Here is a 7,731-nt window from a genome sequence, read left to right on the forward strand (position 1 = left end):
CAGAAATCGCTTGGTCTTTACGGCCTCGTATCTGTTCCAATTCATCACTCAGAGGAACCGGGGAGGAGTCGATCATATTCTTCGTCCAATCTCAGACACACATGTTTACGGCCATCTAAAACCTGATACCGAAACTCAATTTCCATATTGAATTTCTTTTCCCAAGGCATATATTTGCTTTGATGTTTAACACTCGAAAAATCATCGGTGTTGATGAAAAAACTCTCTTCATTCGGCTTCTGTGGGAATTTTGACTTGCCCGTAGAGCCATTGTTGTCCTCCCTCTCCTCTTCATAACCTTCAGTGTCGGTATCTGCAGCTGATGTGTGGCGCGCAGGTTGAAATTCTTCCCCATTTGGGTTTGCTTGCACATCCTTACTGATCACTTTGATAGTTTTCTGGATTCCGTCATAACTTGTTACTCGTCCCTTAAAAGTATGAATTCGGGTGGTATCCCAGGACGCACTGAGTTGTTCAGCGGGGTGTATGGTGAGCTCTGCGTTTTCTGCCAACCCTGAGAAATCTCTGAGTTTGATGCAGTCGTGTTCGGATAGATAGCCAAGAATGAAATTATGCACGAGCTCAATGAGCTGCTCTTTGTCTGAAGCTTCAATTTCAGCGCCCGGGCTTCTTCCCCTGAGCAAAGCGATGTTAAGCCTCGGCTCGAATATAACGCCTTGTAGGCTAGAAACGATATCAAGGATGTGAGCATTGATCCATTCCAGGAGCTCAGATATCGCTGATTCATTCCCATTTGCTGAGGAGATGTCAAAGCCAAGAAGCCAATGCTGCTTATCGCTATCTGAGTCCCCAACCAGGTTGCCGATGCTATAAACACCATCAGTTTGTTTGATCAAAATTGCTGCGATGCTATGAAGAAGTCGAGCCTTCGCGGTTTTGAATAGCCTGAGACTTTCCGCCGCCATCGCCTCTGTCAGGGACTGAGGGTTTTTCACCTTGAGTTTGTGAACGACGTAAAAGGTCATTTAGTAGGCTCCAGCCAACAAATGTACGATCAATCCGATCCAGAATAATTCAGTGTTTGAATAAGGGGCGTCTTTTTTCTGGCGTATAACACCAACAACCCAGATGGTCTCCATTTCGATATTGAATTTGGCTGTTTGTCGCAAAGGCCCACCCGACGGGATCAATCGCCTATTGAGTTTGAGATCGCCTAACAAGTTACACACATCACACTCTTTGGCTGTTGAGTTTGACCAAAAAAATAGGTCTTTGGGATCAAGTTCTAGGAATCGTAGGAGCGCAACGATATGAACGAGATAAAGCAGATCCTTTTCCTTCATGGATTCACGAATGACAAAATTTGCGTCCTGCGTAAAATTTCCAAGTGGATCGAAGCTCGAATGAAGCCGCAGTGGAATTCTTTGGAGAGTCGCAATTCTTGCATTGCTCGACGCAGACCCTTGAATTTGGCGAATCAAATTCTCGACGTCAGCTTGGTCCGGTAGATGTTTGGCCAGACGCTCATAAAAAGATCGGCTCAAAAAAATATGTGCTGTTTTATCGTGGGCAAAGCACGCGGGTTGAAGGCTGGGCGGAAAGGATTTAAAGACAGTTCCAAGGCCCGACAGCCGGCGCGACAGACTCCGTTTTGAACTCGAATTGTAGTCAGACAAGTCATTGGGCCTCCCAAGATAATCAAGCGACTGGAGGATGTAGTCTTTGGCGATAAAGGACCGAGTTTTTAAGGACTCTGTCGGGTGTGGTTTTTGGGTTTCTAGCCTGTACCTTGAAGCCAAGGTGTGGGGGATCCAGGCATGTTGAGCCGCGGCGGGGCTATCTTTGCCATCAACCGTTCGATTTCGATAGAGCGAATCAATGGCGCCAAATCCACCATGCGAATAGGTCTCAAGCAGTGTGATGGTGCCGGCATGACCTAAAACGCGGCCTGCAACAAACAGTGTTTTCCTAGTTATACCTTGCGGGGTTGTACTCGCTAGAGCACCCCCATTCATCTGGCCCTCGCTGGGGTCGTTGATCGCGGTCTGGAATAAAGCATTCGTCAACGCATCTGCAAAGTTGTGCCGCAGTGTATGGATACTTCCCCTGGATGCAATGTTTTTAATGATGCAGTTGAGATCTAACGCCACTTGGCGTGTTGTGGATTGAAATAAATTGCCGAGGTAACTTGAACGCGATTTGATCGATCGAAATTTAGTCCTCTGCAAAATTTCCTTTTCGTCCCGCGTAATCTCATTTTGAGAGAACACGTAGCGATTAGAGGCCGGAAACTTTGGCCGGAAAATACTATCGCCAACCACCCTGACCAAGGGCGTCGTGTCTAGGAGGTGTAGGGAACTGGGTTTTGTGAAAAATGATTCATTTTTTCTTAGGCCAAAGCGGCGAAGTAGAATGAAAATTGCTTGAAGATCATCGGATTTATTGTTTCGGAGATAATCAAAAATAAGATCCATTTCTTGGTGGGAAAAAAGATCTGTCGAAGGGCTATAGATGGAGTCCAAGCTATCGAATTTGACGGCCATAGACGGTTTCAGTGTGGCTAGGTTTGAGAAAAAGTCTCTAATTTGCCTTAGGTCGTCTTGTGCAGATTGGAGTATCTGTTGCCGATCAATCAGGTAGCCATTGATGGTGTCAATGACCTCTTCTAGTTCTTCGGAGTCGATCTCGCGCTGCAGGTCAGTCTCTTTAAAAAGATTGGCGATCCTTCCGTAGTAATTTAATTTGGTGCTCTTGGCTAGACCGCCACGCCTCGAGGGTTTTCTAGTTTCGATATCGTTGGCGTAGGCCAATAGCGCTGATTTGCTCAGCGAGGCTTCAATTTTGATCTCAGCGCTTAGATCCGATATCGATCGGCCTGCATGTTCCATGATCGCTTGAACATGGTTGAAGACAGACTTAATTGGTGGTGTTTGAGTTGAGGATTCCAAGGAGTTTTTTGAGGTGCTTTTTTCCTTAATAGAATCCGTGACGGTGGTTTCGCTGTTGGTTTGATTGCTGGTCTGTTGAGCATCCTCTGATGCAGGAGCATCGTCTGCTGTAGGAGTCTCGTCTTCAGCTGCAGGCACATCGACTTTGGCCAGTTCTGTTGAGAATGGTACGGAAGAGACCGGCTGTGACTGATGTTCAGCAGCCGATATGTAACTGGAGTCAGGGTCAATGATTCGTTGAAAGCTTTTAAAATTTGGGCTGCGATGCTTTGTTTCGCCCGAGGCAATTGCTGCCAGGCAGCCAGGCGACTCATAGAGTTGAAAGGATCCCTCAATCTCAGCGAAATAATAAAGAAGGTCCTGTTTAGAATTTAGCAATGACTCGCTGATGCCAAGGCTACGGATCGTTGCTTGTAGATCACGTCCCAGCGTTTCGAGATTGTTGCTTTTTTGGCTTAACGATAATTGATTTGCCAGCCTTTCGTGGTAGTGAATGGATAACCAATGAAGTTGGTGTCGTCTCACCAAGTCAGCAGTGTCGGGTGCTGTGTCCGTGAAACGGATATCGATGAATACGCTATTGCCGACGCTTCCGATCAGGTAATTCCCTCTGAGAACTTCGTCTATTGCGATTTTGCAGGTAACCCCATTTAATTTGATTAAAGAAAGTGCGAATAAAAATTCAAGATTGATCTTTCTTTTTGCTTGCAAATTGGATTGTAATAGCCCCATGACACCTAGGTGAGATGCTCGGTATCTGGAATATTTTTGACAGAAATCAATGGGTATTCTTTCTGAAATCCTTCGGCCAGATCGGGCGAACAATCTCAGATCCAAATCTGGCGCCATCTTTCGAAGAAAGGACGTCAACTTCTCAAAATAAATATGGAAATATTTTGTGTTGCTGAGTTCTAATTGGGCATCCCGGGCTACTTTAGCGACTTGCGCTGGTGTGATTTCCTGCGAAGACAGGTGGTTGGATATCGATTGGGCATCCGAGTGCGCTCTTGCTCTGAGCGATTTCTCAAGTTCGTTGTACTCTGCCCTTCGCAACTTCAAGCCGAAGTGTTTAGGGACTGATTGCTTTAACACGTCATTGTCTTTGCTAACGAAGTCAATATGAATTGAATCGCTAAGATTCAAAAACTTCAGGATCTCCTCTGCAAACTGTCGAATTTGTTGATGGTCCTTCTTCATCACCCGAAGGCTTGATGGGCCATACACTGGGATCTTGTCGTTCTCGTGGCCCAGTAATCCCTCCACAATATCGCGATCGGTGATCTTGCTGTGATTGCTTACAAAGTGGCGCAAAAAATTGGCTTGCAACGATTCAAAACTCTTAAGCAGGGTGACATCCGGTGGGATCCCTTCGATTCCATTTGTGGTCAAAAAGAAGAAAAACGGAATTCGTTGATCACTTGAGTGGCTTGGGCGGATCAGCAGTGCCTTGATGTAAGTCGAGAGTTCGGGTGTGGTGCCCTTAATTTTAGCGGCCAGGATTTCAAGTGCATTGCGATAGTTAATTTTAATTTCATCGGCAAGTGTTTTGCAAAGTGGTGCCACCCGCCTTGGTTCCCGCATAAAAATATCTTTGTCATTCACGATCATGAGATCGAAATCGTCAGTAAATAAATTCAGATCGCAGAATGCATCGCGTACTGGTCGACCTCCAGTCGTCAGATAAATTTTGAACATCAGTTGAGTGACATAAGCATTCCATGATTCACACAGCGACTTACTGTTGATCGTTTCTTGAAGATGCTGGGCTATCGCTTCTACATCTAGTTTGAATTTTTCTAGATCAAATGCGTAGGGAGAGCCAGCCAGGTTTATGCCGTCTTTGACCACAGAGTAATAAGCGCACTTTGAGTGTAGTTCTGAGCGAGCATTCTTTTGAAGCAGCATTGCCGCGGGTTCTGAATCGCCCCGTTCTAGAAGCATCAATCGGCGGCTGCTTTGGAGCCAAGCTTGCGACTCAAATCCGAAGTGTTCTTTGACAAGATCAACGACTTTTGAATCGAATTGTTTTTCAATCGCTAGATCGAGAAGACGCACATGATTGTGGGCGTCCCAATGGGTTTTCAGATAATCGGAGAGCCTGGACGGTAGTAAGCGTCGTTCTACGATCTCATGCTTTAGCAGAGACTGATGTTTGAACGTTGTTTTCCCGACATGTTGAAGTGTTGGGCGCCTCCTCCAGATTGCAGACAAGTCTCCCGTAAGTCCAAACTCTGGTTCCACAAGATGATGAACTTTGACGCTCAAGGCGCCCCTAAGGTCCGCGCCGATTTGAAATCCAATCCAAATTAGGAAATCGGCCAATTGATCATGGGTGATCGGATTGGTGTTCCCAGCCTCCAAGATCTCGTAAGCATCCTTGGGCTTAACCTTGCGAGGTAAATGGGGGTTGGTTGGGAAATAGGTCGAATGATTTAAATCCAGTAACACTTGGCCGATTGAATCTTGGGTTAATTCAGGGGCGATGTGCTGTTGGGGTGTCGCATTATTTTGCGAAGTGCCTTGTTCCGTTTTGACGGCGTCCGGATCTCTGTTGGAATAGTTCTTTAATTGGCGGACTGCCTTGCTGTCGCTTTCAGTTATTTCATACTTGGTGGTTTCTTTTGGTCGAGCGTCTGAAGGGGTGTCTGGTCCAAAGAAAAGGGCTGGTTTGGCAGAGGATGAAAAAAATTTTAGAAAAATTTGCTGAATTTTTTTAGCATAGTTCGTTTGGTTGTCGCTTGGGACAATCGCTGTCGCACTTGATACACGAAGCTCGACTTCCAGTTTGTCTTTGAACAGCCTGTGGTTTGCAAATGGCTGATTGAGGTTCCGAAGCAGGTGGGCTAGAAAATCTCGATTTAGGTTTTGGTTGACGGGTGCGAAGGTTTGACGAAGCTCGGAGAGAAATTTAAGGTGGGATTCCCGAAAGATCACACGGCCATTGCTTGAGCTATAGGACTCATACAGTTCTTTTAAAATCACCAGGACGGTTTGCGTGTAACCGAAATTTGGTTTCTGCTGCCAGCTTTGAAAAAGCAGCTCAACGATCGGATACTGACCTCGCGATATTTGCTGAGCCCTAAAGATCGGCCGTTTGGTATTTAGAGTTAAACGCTGCTCATCGCAAAGGCGGTATGCGTTGCATTGCCTGATCAGATGTACCAGTTGGTAAAGCATGCTGTAAAAGTCATCTGTATCCGACCAGATCTTTAGCGTTTGCTGATAGTTCGATGTGCACAGCCATCCTAGACAGTAGTGGAGAAACCCTCCCCCAGCGAAAGGAACCGTAACCTCAGATTCGACTTTGTGATTACGAAGGCCTTCGTGTAGGCGCAGATCTTCCCCGATTGCCCAACTCCGTCTCAAATTAGTGACAAAGTGATCCGACAGGCCTGTTTTTTCTGTTTCTGATGCAAGTGCATCCTCAAACTGGCCACAGTCCACGATTAGGTTGGGATTCCATGTCGGTATAGGGTTCACTAGGAGCGGTCCCTCCCGGGCGATATCGCCGCCGACGGCTTTGCCATCCCGTCAATAGGACTTGATCTGAGAGTTGTACATCGCTTACACTTCGGATAAGTGGATTGGGGGTTCCCGGTCGGCGTTATAGCCTCGGTGGGTTTCATCGGGGCTTTTCGCTTTTCTCAAGGGGATAAACCTTCAATCCCCAGTTTTCGTATCCGCGACCGACATTTTGCCGGCCTCCAGAGCAATAAAACTTCTCTTTCAACACGTCAAAAGCACTGTTTGGTTGACCGGGGCGCAGAATACTTAGGCCAATCGGTCTTGCAACCAGGTCAGCAAGTTGCAGCCCCGGCGAATCCACCTTTTTATCCGCGAAAACAATCTCAAAAGGAAGGTTGATTCCGGCGCGATTTGCCCCATTGGTCATTCGGCGGAACTCGAGTTCTAGCTCGTTGTCCTCTTTTTTGCCCCGGCATTCAAAAACGATATGGGTAATGAGGTTTTGCTGGTTTTTCTCTTGCAAGAACTCATGCAACGTCTCCAAACAAAAGCCAAGAGCTAGGTGATAAGGATTCTTATTTTGATCAGAAGTGCCGCTTAGTTTGGATTTATCGATGACACAAGACACCAAAATAAAGTTGTGGACCCGGATCAGTTGGCTTAGCTCGTCAAGAAACTGAGTTTTTTGATGCTTACCTTTAAAGGTGAACGCACCTTTCTCTTTCCGGATTTCGTGTTCATGTAGCACGACCAAGTCATGACCGAAGTGCCGAAATTTAAATTGGTGCAGTGCGGAAACAACTTGGTTGGCGTAGTGTCTTTTGTGAAATATGCAGAAAGCAAGGACGAAAACCGGGTAATTTGGATCCAGGTTTTGCATCCCGTGGTCACCGCTCTCATCAACATAGACGATGTAGTCGCTAAAAGCGCTGTTTGCTGTTTGGTTCAATTCGGTGCCCATCATGATCTCGCAGTGACCTTTTAAAGCTCTGTGACGAATTCAATCCAATCGTCAGCAGATACGCGAAAAGTGGGCTAATGCTCCCAGAAACCTCGAAAATAGCGAAATGATGCCGAGACGTTAACTGGTGTTATCTCACAGTTAGTGTGCGAAAGCAACACTATAGAGGTGAGGCGCTGCCCCTGAGAAGACAGTTTGACGTCGTTTCAGGCGGATATAGGGCTTTTGAGATGAATACTTCTTGCTTGGCCTCCGAAGAACTCGCGCTTCACAATGCGTCCCGCTACTGGCGAAGAAGTAATCGCGGCGCTCTCGTCCATTTCCACTTCAATGTCCGACTTCAAGCGACTTTGACAAGCCAAAATGTAGCCTTCAGCAATCTCTTCCTCAGAGAGC

Annotated in this window: 4 protein-coding genes; all 4 read right to left on the minus strand. The window is 46.5% G+C overall.

Annotated features, from left to right (window positions below; all coding sequences use genetic code 11):
- Positions 1-44: 44 nt before the first annotated feature.
- On the minus strand, positions 45-986 hold the full coding sequence (locus VGE55_RS14055) for a hypothetical protein (protein ID WP_331132283.1): 942 nt from the start codon (positions 984-986) through the stop codon (positions 45-47).
- Positions 987-6,086 (minus strand): hypothetical protein, encoded by a 5,100-nt coding sequence (locus tag VGE55_RS14060; RefSeq protein ID WP_331132284.1) that lies wholly within the window; start codon positions 6,084-6,086, stop codon positions 987-989.
- A gap of 445 nt (positions 6,087-6,531) precedes the next feature.
- Complete coding sequence (locus VGE55_RS14065) at positions 6,532-7,338, minus strand: DUF3800 domain-containing protein (protein WP_331132285.1); 807 nt, start codon at positions 7,336-7,338, stop codon at positions 6,532-6,534.
- 203 nt (positions 7,339-7,541) lie between these two features.
- A partial coding sequence (locus VGE55_RS14070) for a 2Fe-2S iron-sulfur cluster-binding protein (protein ID WP_422655567.1) occupies positions 7,542-7,731 on the minus strand: 190 nt, incomplete at its 5' end.

The sequence above is a fragment of the Limnobacter sp. genome (assembly GCF_036405155.1).
Taxonomy (GTDB): Bacteria; Pseudomonadota; Gammaproteobacteria; order Burkholderiales; family Burkholderiaceae_B; genus Limnobacter.